Genomic DNA, 23,463 nt, shown 5'->3' with positions numbered 1-23,463 from the left:
CCACCCCGTCGGGGAAATCCGTCGAGGGACGCGATACATCGCGTTACAGTCGACACTGGGAGAAGGTGCCCGGCCCTGTCCGCCATGCCTTCCTCTGCACCATCCCCCAGGCCATCCCCCAGGCCATCCCCCAGGCCGTCCGCCGCGCCGCCTGCCGGACCGCCCCGGCCACCATCGGGTCGGCCGCCCGCCGGGCGGACCTATCCACTCAAATCTAGGCTTTCCGAAGCACCCTCCGACGACGTGGAGACACACATGCCAGGCGCCATCTACGCCGAAGGCCTGGTCAAGACCTTCGGCGACGTCAAAGCTCTGGACGGCGTCGACCTCGACGTGCCCGAGGGCACCGTCCTGGGCCTCCTCGGGCCGAACGGCGCGGGCAAGACCACCACGGTCCGCTGCCTCACCACCTTGCTGCGCCCCGACCGGGGCCGGGCCGTCGTCGCCGGCCTGGACGTCCTCAAGCAGCCCAACGAGGTGCGGCGCTCGATCGGCCTGTCCGGCCAGTTCGCCGCGGTCGACGAGTACCTGACCGGCCGGGAGAACCTCCAGATGGTCGGCCGGCTCTACCAGATGCGGGCCAGGGACGCGAAGGCCCGGGCCGCCGGCCTGCTGGAGCAGTTCGACCTCGCCGACGCCGCCGACCGCCCGGCCAAGACCTACTCCGGCGGCATGCGGCGCCGCCTGGACCTCGCGGCGGCACTCGTCGCCCACCCGCCCGTGATGTTCATGGACGAACCGACGACCGGCCTCGACCCCCGCAACCGGCAGCTGCTGTGGGACGTCATCAAGCGGCTCGTCTCCAGCGGCACCACGCTGCTGCTCACCACCCAGTACCTGGAGGAGGCCGACCACCTGGCGCACGAGATCGCCGTCGTCGACCACGGCCGCGTCATCGCCCGCGGCACCTCCGACGAGCTCAAGGCCCGCACCGGCGGCGAGCGCGTCGAGGTCGTCGTCCACGAACGCGAGGACATCCCCACCGCCTTCGCGGTGCTGAGCGGCTTCGGCAAGGGCGAGACCACCGTCGAGGACCACATGCGCAAGCTCGTGGTGCCGGTCACGGGTGGCGCCAAGCTGCTCGCCGAGGTCATCCGCGAACTCGACTCCCGCGGCATCGAGATCGACGACATCGGTCTGCGCCGACCCACCCTCGACGACGTCTTCCTCTCCCTGACGGGGCACGTCGCCGAGGCCGAGGGCGCGGAGGCAGGCCCGGAGACCGTCGCCGACCCCGTCGAGCAGCACGCCGAGGAGGCCGCCAAGTGAGCGCCGTCCCCGACACCGCACTGATCACCCCGCCCGCCGCCAACCCGGTCGTGCAGTCCGTCCGCGACGCCCTGGTGATCGCCAAGCGCAACCTGATCCGCATGACCCGGATCCCCGAAGTGGTCGTCTTCGGGCTGGTCCAGCCCATCATGTTCGTGGTGCTGTTCAGCTACGTCTTCGGTGGCTCGATCAACGTCCCCGGTGCGGGACTCAGCCCCTCCGGATACCGCGAGTTCCTGATGGCGGGCATCTTCGCGCAGACCGTCACGTTCGCCACCGCCGGAGCGGGCGCGGGTATCGCCGACGACATGCACAAGGGCCTCATCGACCGGTTCCGCTCGCTGCCCATGGCACGAGGGGCGGTGCTCACCGGCCGGACCCTCGCCGACCTGGTGCAGACGACCCTGACCCTGGTGGTCCTGGCCGCCGTGGCCCTCCTGGTCGGCTGGCGCACCCACGAGAACCTCGGCGAGGTGCTCGCCGGATTCGGCCTGCTGCTCCTGCTCGGCTACGCGTTCTCCTGGATCGGCGCGCTCATCGGCCTGTCCGTGCGCACCCCGGAGGCGGCCACCTCCGGCGGTCTGATCTGGCTGTTCCCGCTGACGTTCATCTCGAACGCGTTCGTGCCGTCGGAGAACATGCCCACGTTCCTCCAGACCATCGCCGACTGGAACCCGTTCAGCGCCACCGTGCAGGCCTGCCGCGAGTTGTTCGGCAACCTGCCGCCCGGCTATCCGGTGCCGGACGCCTGGCCCATGCAGCACGCGGTATGGGCATCCGTGCTGTGGTCCCTGCTGATCGTCGTGGTGTTCCGGACGCTGGCGGTCCGCAAGTACCGCTCCGCCACCGGCTGACCCGCCCATGACGAAGCCCCCGGCGCCGCGCGGGGCGCCGGGGGCTTCGTCGGGTCCTGGCCCGAGGACCTGTCCGGTCCCTCAGGAGGTCAGCCGTTGTACGGCTCGGCGCTGAGGATCTTCACCGAGGCCTTCCTGCCGTTCGGCAGCTCGTACTCCGCGTCCTCGCCGACCTTGTGGCCGATCACGCCGGCACCCAGCGGGGACTGCGGTGAGTACGTCTCGACATCGGCACTGGCGTACTCGCGGGAGGCGAGCAGGAAGGTCAGCGTGTCGTCCTCGTCACCGTCGAAGGCGATCGTCACGACCATGCCGGGCGCGACCGTGCCGTCCGTGGACGTGGGAGCCTCGCCGACCTGGGCGTTCTCCAGGAGCTGAGTGAGCTGGCGCACACGGAGCTCCTGCTTGCCCTGCTCCTCCTTGGCGGCGTGGTACCCGCCGTTCTCGCGCAGGTCGCCCTCCTCGCGCGCAGCCGCGATCTTGGCGGCGATCTCCGAGCGCGCAGGACCAGTAAGGTACTCAAGCTCGTTCCTGAGCTTGTTGTACGCCTCCTGAGTCAGCCAGGTGACGTTCTCGCTGGTCTGGGTCACAGGTGCTCCTCGTCGGTACTGGGAATACAAAGCATCGCCCTACCCAGAAGAATGTTCTCTCTCGGATGGGCGAAACCACGAGCCTAACAATTCAGGGGCCGAAGGGGGAGGACATAAGCCCTAAGAATTACGTCGCCGCAGGTCAGCGGTTACGTATTGCGGACCATGCGGCGCCCCCGGGAGACGGTGGACCACTGCGTGGACCGGACCGCCGGACACCCCTGCGTGCGACGTACCCCGCTCAGTCGCGGTGACACCCCAGCAGCTCCGCCGTACTGCCCCGGGCCGTCGTACGCAGCGTGACGACCTCGTCGATCCGCGTGTCCGCACCGGAGAAGCGGAAGTCGGCCCGGCCCACCTCCGCACCGTCCGCGGACTGGGACCGCACCGTGCAGTAGCCGCTCGCCCCGGCGTCCTTGCGGACCTCCAGGTGCACCTGCACGGCCTTGTCGGAGGCCTGGAAGGCGATCACCTGGGCGCTGATGGAGGTCCCGGCGACGTAGTGGTAGCCGAACCAGCCGACCACCGCGATCAGAGCGGCGCCCAGGACCACACCGACGACCCTGAGCGTGCGGTCGGAGCGCTCGTCCGAGGAGCGGCCGTAGCGGCCCTCCGGTACGCGCGTGCTCACCGTACTCATGATCGTCCTCTCGGCGGGGGCCTCGGAGGGGCGGGCGAAGGCCCGGAAGCGGGCACCCGGGCCGGGGGCGGGAGCCCGGGCCGGGAGCCCGGAATTATTCGCCGCCCGATTCGGTCACTATAGAAGCCGCCGATCGCCCCAGCCGACACCGGGGCGCCGACTTGATGAGGATTGAGTCTTGACTGACCAGCTGCGACTGATGGCCGTGCACGCCCACCCCGACGACGAGTCGAGCAAGGGCGCGGCCACCATGGCGAAGTACGTGTCCGAGGGGGTGGACGTGCTGGTGGTGACCTGCACGGGCGGGGAGCGCGGCTCCATCCTCAATCCCAAGCTCCAGGGTGACGCCTACATCGAGGAGCACATCCACGAGGTCCGCCGCAAGGAGATGGACGAGGCCAGGGAGATCCTCGGCGTGAAGCAGGAGTGGCTCGGCTTCGTCGACTCCGGCCTGCCCGAGGGCGATCCCCTGCCGCCCCTGCCGGAGGGCTGCTTCGCACTGGAGGACGTCGACGTGGCCGCCGGCGAGCTGGTGCGCCAGATCCGCGCCTTCCGCCCGCAGGTGATCACCACCTACGACGAGAACGGCGGCTACCCGCACCCCGACCACATCATGACCCACAAGATCTCCATGGTGGCGTTCGAGGGCGCGGCGGACACCGAGAAGTACCCCGAGGACGCGTTCGGGCCGGTGTTCCAGCCGCAGAAGCTGTACTACAACCAGGGCTTCAACCGTCCCCGCACCGAGGCCCTGCACCGGGCCCTGCTGGAGCGCGGTCTGGAGTCCCCCTACGGCGACTGGCTCAAGCGCTGGGACGACTCCGACCGCCCCGAGCGGACGCTGACCACCCACGTCCCCTGCGCCGACTTCTACGAGATCCGCGACAAGGCGCTGATCGCGCACGCCACCCAGATCGACCCCGACGGCGGCTGGTTCCACGTGCCGATGGAGATCCAGAAGGAGGTCTGGCCGACGGAGGAGTACGAGCTCGCCAAGTCGCTCGTGGACACTTCCCTCCCCGAGGACGACCTCTTTGCGGGCATCCGCGACAATGCCTGACATGAGCGCAAGCGTGAGCCTGGCAGTGACCCACCTCGTCCCCCTCGCCAAGGAGGTCGACGAGAACAAGGTCACCCCCGGCGTCCTCGGCTTCATCGTCTTCGCGGTGATGGCCCTGGCGGTGTGGGGCCTGATGAAGTCCATGAACAAGCACATGGGCAAGGTCGACTTCACGGAGAGCCCCGGCACCGAGGCCCGGGCCGCCGGCCAGGAGGGCGATGCCTCCGGCCGGGTCGGGCCGCAGAAGGGCTGAGCCGCCGGGACATAGGCGCCCCGCCCGCCCGGCCGGTCCCACGGACCGATCGGGCGGGCTCCGCGCCGTGGCCGTGCACAGGCCGCCGCCGCACCCCCCGGCCGTCCCCCTCGCAGTCCGGCAGAACCCCGTTCCCCGGTCGACCGCCCGATGTGCCCCGGCCGCCGGACGGCCGGTGAGGAAACCGTCCGGCGGAGACACCCGGGACCCCGCAGCCGCTCCGGGAACGCGCGGGGGGGGGGTCCGCCACGGCAGTCGCCCCGTGTCCCGTCCTCGCGTGTGCCCGTGGCGTAGGGGCGGGGCGGGCAGGCGGGTGCGCAAGGATGGGGCCATGCCCAACCGACTCGCGCAGGCCACGTCCCCGTACCTCCTTCAGCACGCGGACAACCCCGTCGACTGGTGGCCCTGGGAGCCCGCCGCCTTCGAGGAGGCCCGGCGGCGCGGTGTCCCCGTCTTCCTCAGTGTGGGATACAGCGCCTGCCACTGGTGCCATGTGATGGCGCACGAGTCCTTCGAGGACGACGGGACCGCCGCGTACCTCAACGAGCACTTCGTGTCCGTCAAGGTGGACCGTGAGGAGCGGCCCGACGTGGACGCCGTCTACATGGAGGCCGTGCAGGCCGCCACGGGGCAGGGCGGCTGGCCCATGTCCGTGTTCATGACGCCGGACGGCGAGCCGTTCTACTTCGGCACCTACTTCCCGCCCGAGGCGCGCCACGGCATGCCCTCCTTCCGGCAGGTGCTGGAGGGCGTGCGGCAGGCCTGGGGCGAGCGGCGGGACGAGGTCGCCGAGGTCGCGGGGAAGATCGCGCGGGACCTGGCCGAGCGGGAGATCTCCTACGACGGTGGCGACGCCCCGAGCGAGCAGGAGCTCGCCCAGGCGCTGCTCGGGCTGACCAGGGAGTACGACGCGCAGCGCGGTGGGTTCGGCGGGGCGCCGAAGTTCCCGCCGTCCATGGTGGTGGAGTTCCTTCTCCGGCATCACGCGCGGACCGGCTCCGAGGGCGCCCTGCAGATGGCCGCGGACACCTGCGAGCGCATGGCCCGCGGGGGCGTCTACGACCAACTCGGCGGCGGCTTCGCCCGATACTCCGTCGACCGGGACTGGGTGGTGCCCCACTTCGAGAAAATAGCTTTCTAAGGTCCATCACTTCCGTACCATTTCCCCTGAGAACAGAGGGGGTTGTGGTGCGCGAGGATCACGCGACGCTCGTCGGGTTGGGGCTCAGCCCTGAGGAACTGGAAACCCTGGGATTGGACAAGCCTGCGACGGCGGACCCGTCCGACCTCATGGATGCCTACCTGCGACGCAGCAACAAGAAGGAAGACCTGGCCACGCTGCGGGGGCACCTGCGAGACGTGGTGCGCTGGGCGCAGGCGAACGGGCTTCAGATCCGGCACGTCTGGTTTGAACAACTCTCGGCTTCCAAGACCTACGTACGGCGCAGGGAGTTCGAGAAGGCCACACAAGCGATCATGGACGGCAGGTCCAAGACGCTCGGTGTGTGGAAGACGGACCGCTTCGACCGGCGCGGCATGGGTGCGGTGGGCCGGATGCTAGACGAGTTCGACCGCCGGCAATCGCGGCTCGTCTCCGTATCCGAAGGGCTGGACTCATCACAGGGCGGCCGCATGGTCTTCGCGATCCTGAGCGAACGCGCCAGGGAGGAAGCGAAGGACATAGCGAAGCGCGTGAAGATCGGCCATGACTCGCACAAGGCGGAAGGCCGAAGAGGAACGGGCAGGCCACCGTTCGGTCTCTACAGCGCCCCCGGAAGCGGCAAGGTCGAACCTCATCCCGACGAGTACGGCACAGCTCGCAGGCTGGCGGATCTCTTGCTCGACAAGAAGACGACGAAGGACACGGCCCACCAACTCAATGAGGAGGGGTACCGGACCCGGAGCGGTGCCACCTGGTCGCCCACGGCGGTGAGCAAGCTGGCTCAGTCCCCGCTCTTCGCGGGCATGGTCCCGGTCCGGCGGCGCAAGACGGACGAGCACGGCAACCCCTTGGACAGTTGGGAGGGGTACGGCGAGCCCCTGCGCAACGAGAAGGGCGAAGTCGTCATGTGCGGTAGGGGGGTTGTGACGCCGGGCGAGTGGTTCAAGATCAAGTCCCTCATCGCCGAACGGACCGATGAACGGTGGGCGAAGGGGAAGCCGGAAGCGAAGTACCTGGGGACGGGGAGCTACCGATGCGGGCGGATGCGGGACAAGAAGGGCACGGGCGAGCTTGAACCGTGCGGCGGCTCGATGAGCCACCGTGGCGGACGCTACCGGTGCGAGGTCCGGCAGACGCGGGGCAAGTCGATCTGCGAGGGAGTGGTGACCCTCGCCGACCGCATCGACCACGCGGTTGGACAGGCTTGGATCCACCACATCACGGCCCTTGAACCGGGTGACCCGGTGGTCATCGAGATAGCCCGCCGGTGGCTCGCCTTCGCGGACCCCGAAACGCAGGCGAAGAAGGAAGAGGCCCAGAAGGCCCTTGAGGCCGCCCAGCGGCGTGTGAAGAAGCTCGAGGACGACTTCTACGTGTACGGGAAGATGGACGATGAGCGCTTCGAGGAGCTGAGCGAAGGGCAGCGCGCTGTTATCGAGAGCACCGCCGCGACCCTTGAGGCGTTGGATGCGGAGGCAGACCTCTCGCCCCTCACCCAGATCGACACCCTGCGTGAGGCATGGGAAGCGGCGGACATGGCGGACAAGCGGATGCTCCTGAAGTGCGCCCTTGGAAAGAAGGGCATCACGGTCAAGCCCGCAGCACGGCAGGGGGATCACACCCCGATCTTGGAACGGCTTGAGTTCGACTGGCTGTCGAAGAAGGACACCATCACCAAGAAGTGAGTTCGAAGCACAAGGCCGAGCATCGGATCCGGCCTTGTTCATTTGTCGCGGCCCCGCGTGAGCGTGTCGGGACAGCGCGGACGGCCCCGCTGGCGCCTACGTGGTGACGAAGTGACGGAATGACGTTTAGTCCCATTCCATGCGTAGAACTAAAAACACTATCTATAAGGGGTAACCCGGATTCAGGGTCACTTCGTCACTTCGTCACCGCTCATGCGCTGTCCCGGCTGTCTGTCCGGGGCTTCCTTGCGCCCCCACCGGGAGGCCGCCGCGACGAGGGCCAGGCCCGATGGCCGTGTCTCGCTCAGCGGAGATAACCACCTGTGGGTGCCGACCCGTTGCCGCTCCTGCCCCCGGTTCGGCTACGCCCCCGAGGATTGCCTGCCGGCCGATGCCCACCGCGAAGAACGCTCGGACGCATGGGGCATCGACTGCCCACAGTGCCCGGCGAACCCGCCTGGGTGGGGGAGAGCGGCCCGGAAGTTCCCGCGCGTGCCCGCCGGCGATCCCGGCCCCAGCTCGGAAAACGCGTCCTGGGTGCGGCTCCGTTTTTGGGACGCTCGACCCTTGCGGCTACTGGGCAAGACTGTGTCTGGGCAGCCGAGAAAGGCACCCTTTAATACTCCAGCTGTAGATCGTGATCTTCATGTCTGGGATGCGGTTTGCCGCCGGTAGTGACTGGTGCGTGATCGTGCTTGGTGGCGGCGGCGCCAGTCGGACCAGGCAAGCCGGTGGGCCGCGTCGCGGGCGGGCCGGATGATGAGCGCGATGAACAGGCGGCAGATCTCGTTGCAGGTCAGCGGGATCAGGTCGTCCGGTGTGGGTCGGTGGGCGTGTTCGTCGGCGCGGACGACGGCGAGGAAGGCGTGGGCCAGCATCGCGAGGCTGACCCAGCGGGCCCAGGAGGGGTAGCGGCGGACCTGGTGCTCGTCCAGCCCGGCCAGTCCCTTCTCGGTTTGGAAGGTCTCCTCCACCCGCCATCTGGAACCTGCGACCTTGACCAGGGTGGCCAGGGATGCCGGCGTGGTGGAGTGACAGCGGTAGTAGGCGAGTTCACCGGTGCTGTGGTTGCGGCGGATCAGCAGCTGGTGGCGGCCCGGTGCCGTTTCGGCGAGGTCGATGACGGCCCAGTCGTAGAACCGCTGTCCCTTCGCGCCGGGCCCGGCCGAGAGTTTCTGCCAGGCCCGCTTCGGCACCTTCCGCGCAAGGTCATCGGCACGGAACCTGCCTGCACCGGTGGGCACTTCGGCCGAGCAGGCCACCGCGAGGACGTAGCCGATGCCGCGTTCTTCCAGAGCCGTACGGAGTTTCGGGTTGCCGCCGTAGACCTCGTCCCCGGTGACCCAGCCGACGTGGTGTCCGGCGTCCAGGAACCGTTCGATCATCGTGCGGGCCAGGTCCGGCTTGGTCGCGAAGACGGTGTCCTGGCCGAGTCCTGCCGCCTGGCAGCGGTCCGGGTCGCACGTCCAGGAGCGCGGAATGTACAGCTCCCGGTCCACCGCCGCGTGCCCGCGCTCGCCGGCGTAGACGAGGTAGACCGCGACCTGGGAGTTCTCGATCCGTCCAGCCGTTCCGGTGTACTGGCGCTGGACCCCGACCGTGTGGCTGCCCTTCTTCACGTCGCCGGTCTCGTCGACCACCAGGACCGCGGCCTCGTCATACAGGTGCTCGACGACGTATTCGCGCACGTCATCACGGACCGCGTCGGCGTCCCAGACGGCCCGGCACAGCAGATGCTGCATGCCGTGCGGGCTGGCCTCCCCGGCCCACTCCGCGATCGTCCAGCAGTTCTTCCTCGGCAGGTCCGACAGCAGGCCCAGCACCAACCGCCCGGCCCGCAGCCGTGGTTCGACCCGGGCGAACCGGCCCGCGATCCGGCCCATGGCCACCTCGAACGCCTCCCGCCAACGGCCGGGATCTATGCTGTGGCCCGCGGCCACCGTCTCATCGTCAGTCCACACAACTCCCGATGATCAACGGTGGCCGCACCCCTGCGGTGTCTCCTGTCAGTCCCGGACGAGACAGAACGGGTGACCTGCCGGATCCGCAAAGATGCGCCAACTCCGCTTCCCATCCCCCTCGTCGAGCAGTGTGGCGCCGCGCTTGAGGACGTCTTCCTGGGCTCGTTCCAGGTCCTTGACCCCCAGGTCGAGGTGGAACTGCTGAGGCCGAGCGGGATCCGGCCACCGTGGTGGTTGATGGTCTTCGACGCGCTGGAAGGCCAGCACAAGCCCACCGTCGGTGTGGAGTGTCGCCCAGCCGTCGCCAAGCGACCACCGCGGATCCGGCTGGTTCACTACGCCGCCAAGAAGGGACTGGTAGAACCGGGACAGCTCAACGACATCGGCACAGTCCCACACCACACACTGCAGCTTCGCGATCACGAAGGGCAGCGTCTCACGACACCTGATCACGATCTACAGCTGGAGTATTAACGGGTCGATGAGCCATGTGAACGCCCCACGAAGCTCCCGAGGCCGCCCGTCGCTGGGGTTGGCTGTCGGGGGCTTCCTGTGTCTCTGCCTGCCCTCTTGCGCTGATCACGCGTAGGGGTGAGGCTCGTGCACGTCCGTGCAACCGACTCGGTAGAGGAGTGCCCAATGGCCCTAAAGTTCCTGGGGATTTGGCCCAACACGCCGGACGACGGCTCGCCCACGATCTGGCTGGAGGAGGAGACGGGAGACCTGATCATCCAGTCATGGAAGGCGGACGAGGAGACCCTCCGGCAGGCTCAGGAAGTCGGATCGGTGCCGGGTCACTCCACGGACGTTCCGGAGCACGAGACCGTGATCCGGCTGCCCGCCAACATGCTTCAGTTCATCCCCCGCCCGGACAGTGAGGTCAACGGTGGCAACAGCGGTACGTGAATGCCTCGCAAAGGCGCAGCGCTCAGCGATGCACCTGGAAATGCGAGACAGCTACATGCGAGATGATCCGGAGTTCATCCGCTGGCAGGAAGGACACCGGTACGACCCGGCCGACCGCGAGTCGTGGTGGCGCTCGTGGCTGGACGTGGTGGCCGAGACGACGGGCCGGGGTGTGGTCATGCGGCGGTTGCGCGTCGTCTCCGAGCCGCTGAGCGACTACGTGCGGTACGAGTACGACGGCACCTTTACGAACGTCGCAGCGGGAGAGGACGTGCGTTGGCTGCCCCGCTCGCGCGCCCGTGATCTGCTCCTCCCCGCGCTGGACGGGTGGGTCATGGATGAGGAAACCGTGATCCTCCACCACTTCAGCGGCGAGGGTCAGTGGACCGGCCCGCGCATGGAAGTCCACCACGACCCGGCGTTGGCCGCTCAGTACGTCAGTGCGTACGAGGCAGCGTGGGAGCGCGCGATTCCTCACGCGGAGTACCGGCCGGGCTGATCACGCACCATGGCTGTCTCTGCATCTTCCAGCGCCCAGCAGGCCCGGCAGGCCCTCGCGAAACGCCTTGAGGACATCTGCCGGGATGCTGGCCTGACGGGGGCCGAACTCGCCGAGCGCTGTGGGTGGAGCCGGTCCAAGTCGTCCCGGATCATGAACGCCCGCACGCCCCCGTCCGCTGACGACATTCGGGCATGGTGCGATGCGTGCGGGGCCGAGGACCAGGCCGAGGACCTGATTGCCTCGCTGCGGACGGCCGAGGGCATGTGGGTTGGCTGGCGGCGCATGGAGCGGGCCGGGCTCAAACAGGCTCAGGAGGCCCGCCTACCGCTGTATCAGTGGACCCGCCGTTTCCGGTCCTACTCATCGTGGCTCGTGCCCGGCATGATCCAGACGCAGCCGTACACCACAGCGGCGTTGCAGGCGATCCAGCGACGGCGTGGCCTGGTGGACGACGTGGCCGAAGCGGTGGCCGCCCGCATGGAGCGTCAGCGGGTGTTGTACGAGGGTGACCGGCGGTTCGCGTTCCTCGTTGAAGAGTCGGTGTTGCGGGCTGGGATCGGCGGCGCTGAGGTCATGTCCGGGCAGCTTGGCCACCTGATCTCGATTGCCTCACTTCCCAATGTCAGCCTGGGAGTTGTGCCTATGACGCCGGATCGGGAGCGCTGGCCGGCTGAGGGGTTCTGGATCTATGACGCGGCACAGGTCAACGTTGAGTTGATCTCTGGCTATCTCACGCTCACGCAGCCCAGCGAGGTAGCCATGTACGCCGAGACGTTCGCGGAGCTGGCAGCGCTGGCGGTCTACGGGGGCCCCGCTCGTGCGCTGATCACGTCGGCCATGGATGCCCTCGGGTAACTCGCGTGCAACCTCGTGCAATCGCCTGGGAGTTGGGGTTCCGGTCTCCCTAGCGTGGTCGGCATCGGACCACGTGAGGGGACAGCGACGATGGCGAGAACGACCAGCGACACCGACGCACGCGGGGACGAGTACGCGACGTTCGCCCCGCAGGGGGAGACGTGCCCGGAGTGCTCCCGGCCGATCGGGGCCCTTGAGCCCTGCCGCCGTGGCACCGTGGAACGACAGTCCGGCCCGCCCGCTGTGGTCTACCGGCACAGCGAGTGCGCCAAACGGTACCGGCGGACGGCCGGACAGTGACGCCCGCGAGCCTCCGGAGGCGTCCTGCGTGCCCGTTACCGGCCCCGGAGCTGGTCACTCTCATTGATCTCACGCAGGACCCTGACGGCCCGTACAGGGACTCTCCCGAGGGTTGGTGGACGGAGCGGGGCGGGGCTCAAGATCCGGTCTCCGGGGTGGTCTACTTCCCGCCCGGCAGCAACCCGCCCCCATCCCCGTTCCGCAGCGAGCACACGTGAGGCGGACGCGCGCCCTGGTGCCGGCCCTCGCCGAGTTCCTGGCGTGGGTCCTCGTGGGCTGGTGCTCACGCTGCACATCTAGGTTTCCCATCCCTTCCGTGATCGCGGCGGCGCGGGGCGGCAGGGGTGGGAGGACAAACCCCGTCCCGGTCGCTGAGTTACAGAAGGGCAGGCGGCCGAGACGGTCAGCAAGGCGGCGCGGGGACCGTTTCCCCGCTGCGTACTGCGAGAGGAATGGTCCCGTGTCCGCTGCACTCCCCGAGTTCGAGTTCGTCAAGACGGCTGTGTGCCGTGACGCCCGCGTGAACAACTGCCCTGAGGTCGCGATCAACGTTCCCGGCATCGTCGCGTTGCGCGACAGCGACCGGCCGGACACCATCATCACGATGTCAGCCGCGCAGTGGGCGGACCTGACGGCCGCTGTGAAGGCCGGAGAGTACGACGTGATCGCCTGAGAGTAGGTCCCGTGCCGAAGTGCCCCCGCTGTGATGCCGAATGCCCCACGGATCCGGAGAACGGGTTGCCGTGGTGCGCGCGATGCGGGGCGTTCTTCGGGCTCTCCCTGCCCGCCTGCCGGGGTCTGTGGTGGTGGCGCAGTGCCGCCACTCGTCAGCCGGTCCGGCCGCGCGAGCACTGAGTCGGCACGCCTCCGCTCCCGTTCGTGCGCTGCCCCTGTGGCGCATGGGCGGGGCGGAGGCGGGTGCGCAAGGATGGGGGTATGCCCAACCGACTCGCGCAGACCACGTCCCCGTACCTCCTCCAGCACGCGGACAACCCCGTTGACTGGTGGCCGTGGGAGACGGACGCGTTCGAAGAGGCCCGGAGGCGCGATGTCCCCGTGTTCTTGAGCGTCGGCTACAGCGCCTGCCACTGGTGTCACGTCATGGCGCACGAGTCCTTCGAGGACGAGGACACCGCTGCGTATATGAACGGACACTTTGTGTCCGTCAAGGTGGACCGTGAAGAGCGTCCCGACGTGGACGCGGTATACATGGAGGCAGTGCAGGCCGCGACCGGGCAGGGCGGCTGGCCCATGTCCGTGTTCATGACGCCGGACGGGGAGCCCTTCTACTTCGGCACCTACTTCCCGCCCGAGGCTCGCCATGGCATGCCGTCCTTCCGCCAGGTGCTCGAAGGCGTGCACAACGCCTGGACGAGCCGCCGGGACGAGGTGGGGGAAGTCGCGGGGAAGATCACTCGGGACCTTGCCGGGCGGGAGCTGAGCACCGGGGATGCCGGGATGCCCACCGAGGAGACCCAGGCCCTTGCGCTCCTCCAGTTGACTCGGGACATCGACCCCGCGAGCGGCTGGTTCAGGGGAGACACCAAATTCCCGCCGTCGATGGTGATCGAGTTTCTGTTGCGCCACCACGCGCGGGCCGGTTCCGTGGCGGCGCTGGAGATGGCGGAAGGGCTGTGCAGCGCGATGGCCCGTTCGAGCCTGTACGACCAGGTGGGAGGCGGGTTCCACCGGTACGTGCTCGCGCCGAGGGCGGGTGGATCTTTGGTACCCCACTTCGAGAAGATGCTGTACGACAACGCCCTGCTCTGCCGGGTCTACGCCCACCTGTGGCGGGCCACCGGGTCCGAGTCCGCGCGGCGCGTCGCGCTGGAGACCGCGGACTTCATGGTGCGTGAACTGCGCACACCCGAGGGCGGGTTCGCCTCCGCCCTGGACGCCGACAGCGACGACGGGACCGGGCGGCACGTGGAGGGTGCGTACTACGTGTGGACCCCGGAGCAGCTCCGGGAGGTCCTGCAGGACGACGCCGAGCTCGCCGCGCAGTACTTCGGGGTGACCGAGGAGGGCACGTTCGAGCACGGTTCGTCCGTGCTGCAACTCCCGCAGGCGGAGGGTGTCTTCGAGGCCGCGCGGATCGAGTCCGTGAGGAGCCGGCTGCTGGCGGCGCGGGGGGCGCGGCCGGCTCCGGGGCGGGACGACAAGGTGGTCGCCGCCTGGAACGGTCTCGCCGTCGCCGCGCTCGCCGAGACCGGCGCCTACTTCGACCGCCCCGACCTGGTCGAGGCCGCCGTCGGTGCCGCGGACCTGCTCGTGCGGGTGCACCTGGACGAGCACGCCCGGCTCAGCCGCACCAGCAAGGACGGCCGGTCCGGGGTCAACGCGGGGGTGCTGGAGGACTACGGGGACGTCGCCGAGGGCTTTCTCGCACTGGCCTCCGTGACCGGTGAGGGCGTGTGGTTGGACTTCGCCGGGCTGCTCCTGGACCACGTCCTGACCCGGTTCACCGACCCCGGGTCCGGTGCGCTGTACGACACCGCCGCCGACGCCGAGCAGTTGATCCGGCGCCCGCAGGACCCCACGGACAACGCCGTGCCCTCGGGCTGGACCGCTGCGGCCGGCGCGCTGCTGGCGTACGCCGCCCACACCGGCTCCGAGCCGCACCGCACGGCCGCGGAGCGGGCCCTGGGCGTCGTCAAGGCGCTCGGCCCGCGGGTGCCGCGGTTCGTCGGCTGGGGGCTCGCCGTCGCCGAGGCGCTGCTCGACGGGCCGCGCGAGGTGGCCGTGGTGGGACCGGCACTCGGTGACCCGGCCGCGCGCGCCCTGCACCGCACGGCTCTGCTGGGCACCGCGCCGGGAGCCGTCGTCGCCTTCGGTACGCCGGGTGATGGCGAGTTTCCGCTGTTGGCCGACCGCCCGTTGAGCGGAGGAATGTCTACCGCCTATGTGTGCCGGAACTTCGCCTGCGATGCCCCGACGACCGATCCTGATCGCCTGCGCGCGGCTCTGACCTGAGCCGATCGCTTCAGTCGGTTCTCGGGGCGCGTGGTGAACGCGACCGAGTCGCAATGTATTCACCCTTGCGGCTCATTGTGACGAAACACGCTCTTCACCGGATCGGGCTGTGTCCTTCACAGATCGACCATAGCCTCTGCGTCATTGCCGCGACGGGTGCGACGACCGTCGCGGCTGGGGGCTTTCGGGGATCCGGGGGGATTTTCTTGCTGACGTCCGTGTTCATATCCGCTGTCTCGCTCGCCCTGTTCTGGATGGCTGCCTTCACCCTGTGGTGGCAGATGCACGCCTGGCGTACGCCCGAAGTGCTCGCCTCCACCCGGTTCAGCAGACCCGACGGCGACGAGCACGTGTCGTTCTCGCTGCTGCTGCCGGCGCGGCACGAGCAGGCCGTGCTCGACCACACCGTCCAGCGTCTGCTGACGTCCACGCACACCGACTTCGAGATCATCGTCATCGTCGGGCACGACGATCCCGAGACCACGGCGGTCGCCGAGCGGGCGGCGGGCCGGGACGCGCGTGTCCGGGTCGTCGTCGACACCCACGAGACGAAGAACAAACCGAAGGCCATGAACACGGCACTGCCGCACTGCCGCGGCGACGTCGTCGGGGTCTTCGACGCCGAGGACCAGGTCCACCCCGAACTGCTCGCCCACGTCGACCACGCCTTCCGCACCACGGACGCGGACGTCGTCCAGGGCGGCGTGCAGCTGATCAACTTCCATTCCAGCTGGTACAGCCTGCGCAACTGCCTGGAGTACTTCTTCTGGTTCCGCTCCCGGCTCCACCTGCACGCGCAAAAAGGATTCATCCCGCTCGGCGGCAACACCGTCTTCGTCCGCACCGAAGTGCTGAGTGAAGCGGGCGGCTGGGACGACCACTGCCTCGCCGAGGACTGCGACCTCGGCGTCCGGCTCTCCAGCGTCGGCAGGAAGGTCGTCGTCGCCTACGACCCGCGCATGGTGACCCGGGAGGAGACCCCGGGCAGCCTGATGTCGCTGCTCAAGCAGCGCACCCGCTGGAACCAGGGGTTCCTTCAGGTCTACCGCAAGCGGGACTGGAGGCAACTGCCCACCTTCGGGCAGCGGCTGCTCGCCCGCTACACCCTCATGACGCCGTTCCTCCAGGCCTTCTCCGGCGTCGTCATCCCCTTCAACGTGGCGATCGCGCTCTTCCTCGACGTGCCGGTCGGTATCGCCTTCATCACCTTCCTGCCGGCCGTCACCGCGCTCGTCACCTTCGTCTTCGAGGTCGTCGGACTGCACGACTTCGGCAAGCAGTACGGCCTGCGCGTCCGCTTCGTCCACTACGTCAAGCTCGTCGTGGGCGGCCCCTTCTACCAGATCCTGCTCGCCGGAGCCGCACTCCGCGCCGTCTGGCGCGAGCAGCGCGGTCGCAACGACTGGGAACTGACGTCGCACGTCGGCGCACATCTCGCCACGAGCGACGCGATCCGAGAGGACGTTGCCGCGTGACCTCCACCCTTCCCGCGGTGACCGCGGCGACGGTCCCCGCGCAGAGCCCAGCCGTCCCCGACCGGCAGCCGGCCGGCGCGCCGGCCCCACCGCAGCGGCTGCGCTCCTCGCGCCCCGACCTGCTGCTGTGCGGTGCGCTGCTCGTGGCGATCCTCGTCGTGCAGGGCTGGAACATCGCCGACTTCCCCACGCTCAGCGACGACGAGGGCACCTACCTCGCGCAGGCCTGGGCCGTCCAGCAGGGCAAGGGCCTGGCCCACTACACCTACTGGTACGACCACCCACCGCTCGGCTGGATCCAGATCGCCCTGCTGACCTGGATCCCCTCGGTCCTCGACCCCGGCTCGATGACCGTCGGCACCATGCGCGCGGTGATGCTGCCGGTGGCCGCCGTCAGCGCGGTCCTCGTCTACGTCCTGTCCCGGCGCCTGGCCCTGCCCCGCTGGGCGGCCGGCCTCGCCATGGTGCTGTTCGGGCTGTCCCCGCTGTCGGTCGTCCTGCAGCGGGAGATCTTCCTCGACAACCTCGCGGTGATGTGGGTCCTTCTGGCGTTCGGTCTGGCGGCCTCGCCCTCCCGCCATCTGTGGCATCACTTCGGTGCCGGTCTCGCCGCGGCGACGGCCGTGCTCACCAAGGAGACGATGCTCCTCGTCCTGCCCGCCCTGTTCGTCACCATGTGGCGGCACAGCCACCGCGACACCCGCAAGTTCGCCCTGACCGGCGCCGTCACGGCGTGCGCGCTGATCGGGTTCTCCTACCCCCTGTTCGCCCTGCTCAAGGGCGAACTGCTGCCCGGCGGCGGGCACGTGTCACTGTGGGACGGCATCACCTACCAGATGACCCGGCCCGGATCCGGGTTCGTCCTCGACGCCGGCTCCGGTTCGAACGGCGTGCTCCGGTCCTGGCTGTACTACGACCGCGTGCTGCCCCTGGGCGGCCTCGCCGGGGCGTTGCTGCTGCTGGTCACCTGGCGCTGGTCGGTCACGGCCCGGGCGCTCGCCGGGCCCGCCCTCGCGGTCGCGATCCTCGCCGCGCTCGCCCTGCGCCCCAACGGCTACCTGCCCGCCATGTACGTCATCCAGGCGCTGCCGTTCCTCGCCCTGGTCCTGGCCGGCGGCACGGCGAGCGTGGCGCACGCCGTGCTGCGCAGACGACGCGGTCCGGACGAGAAGCGGCAGCGCACCGGCGGACGGTACGCCCTCGCCGCGGTCCTGACGCTGGCCGCCGGCGCCTACGTCGTCCCGCGCTGGTACGACGGCGACCGCACCGCCGTCACCGCCGACGCCGGCGCCCCCTACCGCGCCGCCTCCACCTGGCTGGCGACCGAGGTCGAGGACCCCGAGGACACCCGCGTGCTGGTCGACGACGCCCTGTGGCTGGACCTGGTGCACGCCGGGTACCGGCCCGGGCTCGGCGTCATCTGGTTCTACAAGGCCGACCTCGACCCCGCGGTGACCAGGACGCTGCCGCACGGGTGGAAGGACCTGGACTACGTGGTCGCCTCGCCGACCGTGCGGCGCGACGCCCGGGACCTGCCCACCGTCCGCGCGGCGATGGAGCATTCGGCGCCGGTCGCCACCTTCGGCGCCGGCGAGGACCGCATCGAGATCCGCCGGGTGCGGCCGGCGACCGCCGGAGGCGTGCGATGACCCACGAGCACACCCACGAGTACCGCCATGAGTACGACGAGCGCTCCGGGTTCGCGGCAGACGTCCCGGAGCTGGACGTCACCGGGATCGCCGAGCCCGGCGCCGTCACCATCGTCGTCCCGACGTTCAACGAGTCCGCCAACGTGCGGCGGCTGCTGAAGCTGATCACCGAGTCGGTGCCGGCCCGGCTGCCCTGCGAGGTGGTCTTCGTCGACGACTCCACCGACGACACCCCGCAGGTGATCGCCGAGGCGGCGCAGGACTGCCCGTTCCCCGTCACCGTGCTGCACCGGGAGGAGCCGGTCGGCGGCCTCGGCGGCGCGGTGGTCGAGGGCATGAAGACCGCCGGGTCGGAGTGGATCGTCGTCATGGACGGCGACTGCCAGCACCCACCGTCCCTGGTACCGGAGTTGGTGGCCACCGGGCAGCGCGCGAACGCCGGGCTCGTGGTCGCCTCCCGCTACATCGACGGCGGCAGCCGCGCCGGGCTCGCCGACAGCTACCGGATCGCGGTCTCGCGCGGTGCCACCTGGCTGACGAAGGCGCTCTTCCCGCGCCGGCTGCGGGGCATCAGCGACCCGATGAGCGGCTTCTTCGCGGTGCGCCGCGGCGACCTGACGGCCGAGGCCCTCAAGCCGCTCGGCTACAAGATCCTGCTCGAACTCGCCGTCCGCAGCCGGCCCCGCGCGGTCGCCGAGGTGCCGTTCGTCTTCCAGGAGCGGTACGCGGGGGAGTCCAAGTCGACCGCGCGCGAAGGGCTGCGTTTCCTGCGCCATCTCGCCGGCCTGCGCACCTCCTCCCCGCTCGCCCGCCTGGTCGGCTTCGGCCTGATCGGCGCGAGCGGCTTCGTGCCCAACCTCGCCGGGCTGTGGGCACTGACCCTGCTCGGTCTGCACTACGTGCCGGCGGAGATCCTCGCCAACCAGCTCGGCGTCGCCTGGAACTTCCTGCTCATCGAGCAACTGCTGTTCCGCGACCGGCGCGCCCACCGCCGCTGGTGGGACCGGCTGGGCCGGTTCGCTCTGCTCGCCAACGCCGACCTGGTGCTGCGCATTCCGCTGATCGCCCTGCTGGTGCACCGCTTCGGCATGGGTGCCGTGCCCGCCACCGCACTCGCGCTGGTGATGACGTTCGTCCTGCGCTTCGCCGGGACCGAGGCGCTGGTGTACCTGCCCCGCCGACGCAACAGAGCGCGCCTACCGCAAGGAGAGCCGTGTGAACAGACGTCGTAGAAGAATCGCGCTGCTGGCCGTGACCGGCTTGGCCGGGGGGCTGCTGCTCGGTTCCCCGCAGCCCGCCTCGGCCGCCAACCTCATCGAGAACCCCGGCTTCGAGACAGCCGGCAACGGCGACATGCCCTACTGCTGGGAGAAGTCCGGCTGGGGCGACAACGACTTCACCTTCACCACGACGACCGACGCCCACTCCGGCGGCAAGGCCATGAAGGTCGAGCTGACCCGCCGCGTCGACGGCGACCGCAAGGCGCTGATCACCGAGTCCGCCGACTGCGCGCCCGCGGTGTCGGAGGGCCGGCAGTACGACCTCGGGCTCTGGTACAGGACGACGACACCCGACGCGAACGTCACCCTCTTCCGGCACGACACCACGGCCGGCTGGCAGTACTGGACCGATCTGAAGACCCTGGACATGAGCGCCGACTGGGCGCAGGCCACGGTCCGCACCCCCGAGGTGCCACCCGGCACCGACCGGATCACCTGGGGGGTGTCGGTGTACGGCACCGGCTCGGCGACCACCGACGACTACACGATGGAGCAGGTCGCCGTCCCGGTCCCGCCCGCGACCTGCACCGGCACCGCCGCCGAGTGCGCCGACGGCCGCTGGGAGGTCCTGCCGACCCAGAACCCGGTGCGCTCCATGCACTCCGTCGTCCTGAAGAACGGCAAGGTCCTGCTGATCGCCGGCTCCGGCAACGACGAGGACCTCTTCAAGGCCGGCACGTTCACCTCCGCCGTGTACGACCCGGAGAAGGGCACCTACAAGGTGATCCCGACACCGGTGGACATGTTCTGCGGCGGCCACGTCCAACTGCCGGACGGCCGGGTGCTCGTGCTCAGCGGGAACAAGGCGTATCCGGCGGCGGACGGCTCGCACGGCTACGAGGGCTTCAAGGACTCGTACCTCTTCGACCCCGACACCGAGTCGTACGTCAGGACCAACGACCTCAACGACGGCCACTGGTACCCGTCCGCCACCGAACTCGGCAACGGTGACGTGATGACCTTCGGCGGGCTGCGCGAGGACTCCACCGGTTCGGTGACCAACGAGCGCTTCTCGTACGCCCAGAACCAGTGGCTGCCGCTCTCGCAGGTCAACCAGTCCTGGTCGTTCTGGGGGCTGTACCCGTCGATGGTCCTGATGCAGGACGGCCGCCTCTTCTACACCGGCAGCCATGTCTTCGGCAACGGCACGCCGGGCACCGGCGCGGCTGTCTACGACATCGACGCCAACACCATCACCGAGGTGCCGGGCCTGCAGAACAAGGACCAGCGCGACCAGTCCGCGAGCGTGCTGCTGCCCCCGGCCCAGGACCAGCGGGTCCTCACCGTCGGCGGCGGCAACATCGACAGCAACCCCGACGGCAACCGGCTCACCGACATCATCGACCTCAAGGCCGCCGACCCGTCGTACGTGGCGGGCCCGAAGCTCCCGCAGGGCACCGTGGACCTGGGCAACGGCCCGGTGCCCGAGACGGGGGAGCAGGGCAAGATGTACGTCTCCGCCGTCCTGCTGCCCGACGGCAAGGTGCTGGAGACCGGCGGCGGGCTGCACAACCGCGCCAACCCGGTCTACGAGGCGTCGATGTTCGACCCGCAGACGTCGACGTTCGACCCGGTGGCCGCCGACCCCGAGGCGCGCGGCTACCACTCCTCCGCGTTCCTGCTGCCCGACGGCCGGGTGATGGCCACCGGTGACAATCCGGGCAACGGCAGCTGGAACCACAACGTGTCGATCTACACGCCGCCGTACCTGCTCAAGGGCGAGCGCCCCACGATCACCTCGGTCATCGACACCGAGTGGAAGTACGGCGACACCCAGCGGATCACGGTCGACCATCCCGTCGTCAAGGCGGAGCTGATCCGTCCGGCGGCGGTCACGCACTCGTCCGACCCCAACCAGCGGTTCGTGGACCTTCCGCTGTCCGTCGACGGCGACAACGTGGACCTGAACGTGACGAGCAACCCCGACCTGGCGCCCCCCGGCTACTACATGCTCTTCGCGGTCGACGCCAACGGCGTGCCGTCGGTGGCCAAGTGGATCCACCTCACCGGCCCCGACGCACTGTCCGGGGACACCATGTCGATGAACATGATGAACACGGCGCCCAGGGACATGGGGGCTTCCACGACCACGTCCCGCGACACCGCCGCCCCGCACGTCCACACCTTCGCCGACGGGCTGACGGGCACGGTCCACCAGCCCGGCAAGAAGCGCACCTCGCAGAAACTGAGCCCGACCCTGTCCGGTTGCGACCGCCACTACGGCAACGCCGGGGTGTGCGTGCCGACCGCCTTCCCGCCGGAGGTGAAGCGGACCACGGCCGCCCGCTGCGCCTGGCTGGAGCAGCACGACTACGGCCGGCTGAGGGTCAACGGCAAGGACGACCCGCTCGGCCTGGACCGAGACAAGGACGGGATCGCCTGCGGAAAGGGTGATGTGAAGACGAAGCGCTGAGCCGCTTCCGCGAGGTCCGCTGGGGTTCCCCGCGCCCAGGAGCGGCGCCGCGGGGAACCGCGCGACCAGCCACGACGGTCCTGCGGGCGACACCCGCCGTATCGCGGCACCTCCCCCGGATCGAATGCGCAGGGCGAGCGAGGACCACGGTGGTCGTGGGGCGCCCGAAGGGGCGCGGGGAACCGCGCGACCTGCCCACGACGGCGCCGCGGCCGACAGGCGTCGTCCCGCGGCACTCCCAGCGGAGCGCTCAGTCGGCGAACTCCGCCAGGGCGCGCTCCACGATGGCCACCAATTGCTCGTGGTGCGCGCCCTTCCAGTAGGCGCGCCCGCACCCCCGGCACTGCGCGAAGACGTCGTACGACCGCTGCGTCCCGCCCCTCAGCTGGTCCGCCACCTCCTCCTTGGTGGCCTCCTTCAGCAGCCCGTTGCAGGCGGTGCACCGCGTCCAGGGCCGCAGTTCGGGGCGGAACCGGTCGAGGACGTCGCGCAGCTGGTCCTCGGGGCGGGTGCTGTAGACGTAGGCGCCGGCCCACAGTTCGCGGCGGCGCAGCAGGCCCCGGTCCCGGCTGAGCATCACCCGCTGCTCGGCGGCCGAGCGGGCGGCCAGGGCCGGGTCGCCGATGTCCGTCGACTCGTACGCCGTGTCCACTCCGAGCAGGCGCAGGCGGCGGGCGAGGGTGCCGAGGTGGACGTCGAGGAGGAAGCGGAGGGGCGCGCCGGGGACGTGCTGGGGGCGCCGGACGGTGCGTACCTCCACACGGTCGCCGACGGCGGGGACGTACGAGGTGGGGACCTCACGGCCGTTGACCCGCAGCGTGCCGACCTCGGTCAGCGGCACGCCGGCTGACTCGACGACGTGGCCCAGGGTCGACACTCCGTCGGTGACGAGCGTCCGGTGCGGACCGCGCTGCACGAACAGGGCGAGGTCGGGGGCGAACTCGACGTGGATCTCGGGACCGTTCACCCGGTCAGGATGTCACGGCAGGGGCCGCCGGGCTCAGGGCTTTTCGGTGGGGAGGCCGTGCTCCAGGACGTCCAGGGCACGGTCGACCAGATCGCGGAGATCGTCCTGGAAGCCGTTCTCCGCCCAGCACATGTTGACCTCCATCAGACCGCCGACGAGGGACATCGCCGAGACGCGCACCTCGAGGCCGTCCGGGTCCAGGCCGGTGCGCTCGGCGAGAGCCGCGCGCAGCAGGCGTCCGGTCTCCGACATGCTCTCCACCATCCGGGAACGGACGGCGGGGACCTGGACCGCGAGGTGCGCCCGCATCCGGACCACCTCGGGGTCCTCCGCCATCATGATGTCGATGGCCCTGCGCATCACGTACCGCACCGAGTCCGTCCAGGCCTCCCCGGCGGGCCGCGCGCGCAGTTCCTCCAGCATCAGGGGGTCGTACTCGTCCGTGAGGACGATGTCCTCCTTGGTGGGGAAGTACCGGAAGACGGTCGACGGCGACACCTCGGCCCGGTCGGCGATCTGCTCGATCGTCGTGGCGTCGTAGCCCTGCTCCTTGATCAGTCCGTACGTCGCCGCACGGATCGCCTCCCGGGTCTTCAGCTTCTTGCGCTCACGCAGCCCCATGCGGGGAAGGTCGGTGGGAGAGAGGGGGGAGCGTGCGGCCGTCATGGT

20 protein-coding genes and 1 pseudogene are annotated in these 23,463 nt (G+C 69.7%); 15 read left to right on the top strand and 6 right to left on the bottom strand.

Translation table 11 applies throughout. From position 1 onward, the window contains the following. Window positions 1-255: 255 nt before the first annotated feature. Together JS756_RS14780 and JS756_RS14775 are read left to right on the top strand one after the other, a co-directional pair. Entirely contained in the window at window positions 256-1,269 is a 1,014-nt protein-coding gene (locus JS756_RS14780) for an ATP-binding cassette domain-containing protein (RefSeq protein ID WP_205383553.1), read from the top strand. Next, on the top strand, window positions 1,266-2,123 hold the full coding sequence (locus tag JS756_RS14775; RefSeq protein WP_205383552.1) for an ABC transporter permease: 858 nt from the start codon (window positions 1,266-1,268) through the stop codon (window positions 2,121-2,123). Before JS756_RS14780 ends, JS756_RS14775 begins: the two co-directional genes overlap by 4 nt. A gap of 89 nt (window positions 2,124-2,212) precedes the next feature. Here JS756_RS14775 and greA read toward each other — a convergent pair whose 3' ends face one another. Together greA and JS756_RS14765 are read right to left on the bottom strand one after the other, a co-directional pair. Then, window positions 2,213-2,713 carry a transcription elongation factor GreA gene (gene greA / locus JS756_RS14770; RefSeq protein WP_205383551.1) on the bottom strand — a complete coding sequence of 167 codons (501 nt, stop codon included), beginning with the start codon at window positions 2,711-2,713 and terminating at the stop codon, window positions 2,213-2,215. Window positions 2,714-2,954: 241 nt separating this feature from the next. Then, the gene (locus JS756_RS14765; protein WP_205383550.1) at window positions 2,955-3,353 is read right to left on the bottom strand and encodes a DUF4307 domain-containing protein; all 399 of its coding nucleotides are present in this window, start codon (window positions 3,351-3,353) and stop codon (window positions 2,955-2,957) included. A gap of 178 nt (window positions 3,354-3,531) precedes the next feature. On the opposite strand from JS756_RS14765, the gene mca reads away from it, so the two are divergent. The 4 genes and pseudogenes from mca to JS756_RS14745 all read left to right on the top strand — a co-directional run bounded on the left by mca (window position 3,532) and on the right by JS756_RS14745 (window position 7,513). Next, on the top strand, window positions 3,532-4,413 hold the full coding sequence (mca, locus tag JS756_RS14760) for a mycothiol conjugate amidase Mca (RefSeq protein WP_205383549.1): 882 nt from the start codon (window positions 3,532-3,534) through the stop codon (window positions 4,411-4,413). Continuing rightward, window positions 4,406-4,666 carry a hypothetical protein gene (locus tag JS756_RS14755; RefSeq protein ID WP_205383548.1) on the top strand — a complete coding sequence of 87 codons (261 nt, stop codon included), beginning with the start codon at window positions 4,406-4,408 and terminating at the stop codon, window positions 4,664-4,666. The genes mca and JS756_RS14755 overlap by 8 nt, the downstream gene beginning before the upstream one ends. A 331-nt stretch (window positions 4,667-4,997) precedes the next feature. Beyond that, window positions 4,998-5,804: pseudogene (locus tag JS756_RS14750) on the top strand (thioredoxin domain-containing protein); the annotation flags it as partial. Between the two features lie 50 nt (window positions 5,805-5,854). Continuing rightward, a complete protein-coding gene (locus JS756_RS14745) occupies window positions 5,855-7,513 on the top strand; it encodes a recombinase family protein (protein ID WP_205383547.1) in 1,659 nt (552 codons plus the stop codon). A 644-nt stretch (window positions 7,514-8,157) separates the two neighbouring features. Here JS756_RS14745 and JS756_RS14740 read toward each other — a convergent pair. After that, window positions 8,158-9,396 (bottom strand): IS701 family transposase, encoded by a 1,239-nt coding sequence (locus JS756_RS14740; RefSeq protein WP_205383584.1) that lies wholly within the window; start codon window positions 9,394-9,396, stop codon window positions 8,158-8,160. Window positions 9,397-9,519: 123 nt separating this feature from the next. Further along, a complete protein-coding gene (locus JS756_RS14735) occupies window positions 9,520-9,897 on the bottom strand; it encodes a VOC family protein (RefSeq protein ID WP_205383546.1) in 378 nt (125 codons plus the stop codon). Between the two features lie 216 nt (window positions 9,898-10,113). Between JS756_RS14735 and JS756_RS14730 the strand changes: the two genes are divergently transcribed. From JS756_RS14730 to JS756_RS14690, 9 genes are all read left to right on the top strand, one after another. After that, window positions 10,114-10,380, top strand: a complete 267-nt coding sequence (locus JS756_RS14730) for a hypothetical protein (RefSeq protein WP_205383545.1) — start codon at window positions 10,114-10,116, stop codon at window positions 10,378-10,380. Beyond that, window positions 10,361-10,879: a DUF6879 family protein gene (locus JS756_RS14725; RefSeq protein ID WP_368861096.1), complete on the top strand. Its 519-nt coding sequence runs from the start codon at window positions 10,361-10,363 to the stop codon at window positions 10,877-10,879. The genes JS756_RS14730 and JS756_RS14725 overlap by 20 nt, the downstream gene beginning before the upstream one ends. Before the next feature lie 9 nt (window positions 10,880-10,888). Next, window positions 10,889-11,737, top strand: a complete 849-nt coding sequence (locus JS756_RS14720; RefSeq protein ID WP_205383543.1) for a helix-turn-helix domain-containing protein — start codon at window positions 10,889-10,891, stop codon at window positions 11,735-11,737. Between the two features lie 760 nt (window positions 11,738-12,497). After that, the gene (locus JS756_RS14715; RefSeq protein WP_205383542.1) at window positions 12,498-12,710 is read left to right on the top strand and encodes a DUF397 domain-containing protein; all 213 of its coding nucleotides are present in this window, start codon (window positions 12,498-12,500) and stop codon (window positions 12,708-12,710) included. A gap of 263 nt (window positions 12,711-12,973) precedes the next feature. After that, entirely contained in the window at window positions 12,974-15,010 is a 2,037-nt protein-coding gene (locus tag JS756_RS14710) for a thioredoxin domain-containing protein (RefSeq protein ID WP_205383541.1), read from the top strand. 206 nt (window positions 15,011-15,216) lie between these two features. Then, window positions 15,217-16,485, top strand: a complete 1,269-nt coding sequence (locus JS756_RS14705) for a glycosyltransferase (RefSeq protein ID WP_205383540.1) — start codon at window positions 15,217-15,219, stop codon at window positions 16,483-16,485. Continuing rightward, a complete protein-coding gene (locus JS756_RS14700; protein WP_205383539.1) occupies window positions 16,482-18,134 on the top strand; it encodes an ArnT family glycosyltransferase in 1,653 nt (550 codons plus the stop codon). Before JS756_RS14705 ends, JS756_RS14700 begins: the two co-directional genes overlap by 4 nt. Beyond that, window positions 18,131-19,366: a glycosyltransferase gene (locus JS756_RS14695; RefSeq protein ID WP_205383538.1), complete on the top strand. Its 1,236-nt coding sequence runs from the start codon at window positions 18,131-18,133 to the stop codon at window positions 19,364-19,366. Before JS756_RS14700 ends, JS756_RS14695 begins: the two co-directional genes overlap by 4 nt. After that, window positions 19,350-21,827: a galactose oxidase early set domain-containing protein gene (locus JS756_RS14690; RefSeq protein WP_205383537.1), complete on the top strand. Its 2,478-nt coding sequence runs from the start codon at window positions 19,350-19,352 to the stop codon at window positions 21,825-21,827. Before JS756_RS14695 ends, JS756_RS14690 begins: the two co-directional genes overlap by 17 nt. Before the next feature lie 250 nt (window positions 21,828-22,077). Here the strand turns inward: JS756_RS14690 and JS756_RS14685 are convergent, their stop codons facing one another. Then, window positions 22,078-22,794, bottom strand: coding sequence for a Mut7-C RNAse domain-containing protein (locus JS756_RS14685; protein ID WP_205383536.1), 717 nt, complete (start codon window positions 22,792-22,794; stop codon window positions 22,078-22,080). Between the two features lie 33 nt (window positions 22,795-22,827). After that, complete coding sequence (locus JS756_RS14680) at window positions 22,828-23,460, bottom strand: TetR/AcrR family transcriptional regulator (RefSeq protein ID WP_438817317.1); 633 nt, start codon at window positions 23,458-23,460, stop codon at window positions 22,828-22,830. Window positions 23,461-23,463: the final 3 nt, after the last annotated feature.

It is taken from the genome of Streptomyces actuosus (assembly GCF_016921115.1).
Classification (GTDB): domain Bacteria; phylum Actinomycetota; class Actinomycetes; order Streptomycetales; family Streptomycetaceae; genus Streptomyces; species Streptomyces actuosus_A.
The sequence above is the reverse complement of the archived record's forward strand: the minus strand, read 5'-3'. Positions and strand labels throughout refer to the sequence as shown.

Bases quoted from the DNA above. Each gene is read 5' to 3' on its own strand.
- JS756_RS14780 (WP_205383553.1), top strand. From the start codon at position 256: ATGCCAGGCGCCATCTACGCCGAAGGCCTGGTCAAGACCTTCGGCGAC.
- JS756_RS14765 (WP_205383550.1), bottom strand. From the start codon at position 3,353: ATGAGTACGGTGAGCACGCGCGTACCGGAGGGCCGCTACGGCCGCTCC.
- JS756_RS14755 (WP_205383548.1), top strand. From the start codon at position 4,406: ATGCCTGACATGAGCGCAAGCGTGAGCCTGGCAGTGACCCACCTCGTC.
- JS756_RS14740 (WP_205383584.1), bottom strand. From the start codon at position 9,396: ATGGGCCGGATCGCGGGCCGGTTCGCCCGGGTCGAACCACGGCTGCGG.
- JS756_RS14730 (WP_205383545.1), top strand. From the start codon at position 10,114: ATGGCCCTAAAGTTCCTGGGGATTTGGCCCAACACGCCGGACGACGGC.
- JS756_RS14720 (WP_205383543.1), top strand. From the start codon at position 10,889: ATGGCTGTCTCTGCATCTTCCAGCGCCCAGCAGGCCCGGCAGGCCCTC.
- JS756_RS14710 (WP_205383541.1), top strand. From the start codon at position 12,974: ATGCCCAACCGACTCGCGCAGACCACGTCCCCGTACCTCCTCCAGCAC.
- JS756_RS14695 (WP_205383538.1), top strand. From the start codon at position 18,131: ATGACCCACGAGCACACCCACGAGTACCGCCATGAGTACGACGAGCGC.
- JS756_RS14680 (WP_438817317.1), bottom strand. From the start codon at position 23,460: ATGACGGCCGCACGCTCCCCCCTCTCTCCCACCGACCTTCCCCGCATG.